Annotated in this window: 2 protein-coding genes; one reads left to right on the forward strand and one right to left on the reverse strand. The window is 50.2% G+C overall.

The features are described from left to right. Positions 1-227: 227 nt before the first annotated feature. Positions 228-668 (forward strand): hypothetical protein, encoded by a 441-nt coding sequence (locus tag QP752_RS11185; protein WP_000031238.1) that lies wholly within the window; start codon positions 228-230, stop codon positions 666-668. A gap of 57 nt (positions 669-725) precedes the next feature. Here QP752_RS11185 and QP752_RS11190 read toward each other — a convergent pair. Continuing rightward, the coding region (locus QP752_RS11190; RefSeq protein WP_284805531.1) for a hypothetical protein at positions 726-1,517 on the reverse strand (792 nt) is incomplete at its 5' end.

Consider the following 1,517-nt stretch of genomic DNA (forward strand, 5'->3'; position numbering starts at 1 on the left):
AGCCAGTATACACTCCGCTATCGTTACGTGACTGGGTCAGGGCTTCGCCCCGACACCCCAAAGAGTAGCTAGGATAAATATCTAATGGAATCAATGCGTTAGACGCCTAATATAAAGATACAGAAAGGAGAATAAAAACATTAACAAAATCTAAGGGTTACAGTTGACATAGTTATCAATAATGATAACACTGTTATCATTATTGATAACTCAAATAGGGTTCAAAGATGAGTAAGGATGTCGAGAGAATCACTCAGATAAATGACCAGGGTGAGATTATCGGCGGCTTCGTTGCCGTTATCCGCCCTAAACAAAAATCAGCATTTCAGAGGCATTTCACCATGAATCAAGACGCATTACGGATCTTGGCTAAGGAATTAACCGGGGAGCAATTCAAGGTCTTAATGCTGATGCTTGCAGATCTGGATTACGAAAACTTCATTCAGATCGCCCAAGCAGATATTGCTGAAACTTTAGGGATGCAGAAAACGAATGTTAGTCGCGCCGTTCGCGCGCTACTGGATGTTGGGGTGATCTTTGAGGGACCTAAAGTTGGCAGATCAAAAACATACCGGCTGAATGAACAATTTGGTTGGAAAGGCACCGTAACCAACCACAAAAAGGCACTCAAAAACGGCTTTAGTGTCATTCAGGGCGGCCGGATTTAAAGAGCCAGCGGCAGGCGGACAATCAGGGCTACGTGTTAACGTTTTGACCATGATTGTCTATCCTGCATTGCTCTTTTGCCGCATGTCAGTTCGATGCGATGCAGGATAGGGCAAACGCCGCAAAATGACGTCATTGACGTCATTCGCAACCTTTGCCCGATAATCTCCAAAACGTCTGAGCTGCCACGGTTCCGGCAGCGCCTTGAGCGCAACCGGAAACCGTCTGGGGAGAACCCCAGACCCCCATCGCTGTAACATCGACGGTCTACGACCACCAACCAGCTGAATAGCTGCCAGTGCCGTGCAAATGGGCTTTGCAGGGGGCTGACGCGGTTCCTGGCGACCTGAAAGCCCCTGGTTAGGGGTATCGGCGCGCCTGACCTCCTGAAACCCTCTGTAAGCGTTTTTCGCGCCTTCCATGCCCTGACGGGCATTTAAAACCCGTTTCGTGCGCCTGAGAGCTTCTGAGAGCGTTTGAAGAGCTATCTGGCGACTCATCCCCGAAAGAACAACAGCGGAATCACCGATAACATGCGAGAGGTGGCACCGCTCGCCGCAGCCCCAGCGACCGAACGTTAGTGAGCGAGTGGGCGAGGAAGCGGAAGAGAACCGGAAACCACATTGAGCACGTACGCACTGATGCGGGGTGTCGGGGTGAAGCCCTGACCAGATGGCAAACGGAATATCGTCGCGGGTGACGGTATTACATTTGCACATCCTGTCCCGATTTCTGCGGAGTTTAACGGTGAACGGACGGCAAAAAACGTGCAGGAGCTGTTGAACGTGAAAACCACGAAATCTGGCAAAAATCACGGCTGACGAGGCTTGCAGAGGATTAAGCCAGTATAC

Source organism: Corynebacterium sp. UMB10321, assembly GCF_030228725.1.
In the GTDB taxonomy this organism is placed as follows: Bacteria; Actinomycetota; Actinomycetes; order Mycobacteriales; family Mycobacteriaceae; genus Corynebacterium; species Corynebacterium pseudogenitalium.

What these genes read in the sequence shown, in the direction of transcription:
- QP752_RS11185 (WP_000031238.1), top strand. Translation starts at nt 228, where the DNA reads ATGAGTAAGGATGTCGAGAGAATCACTCAGATAAATGACCAGGGTGAG.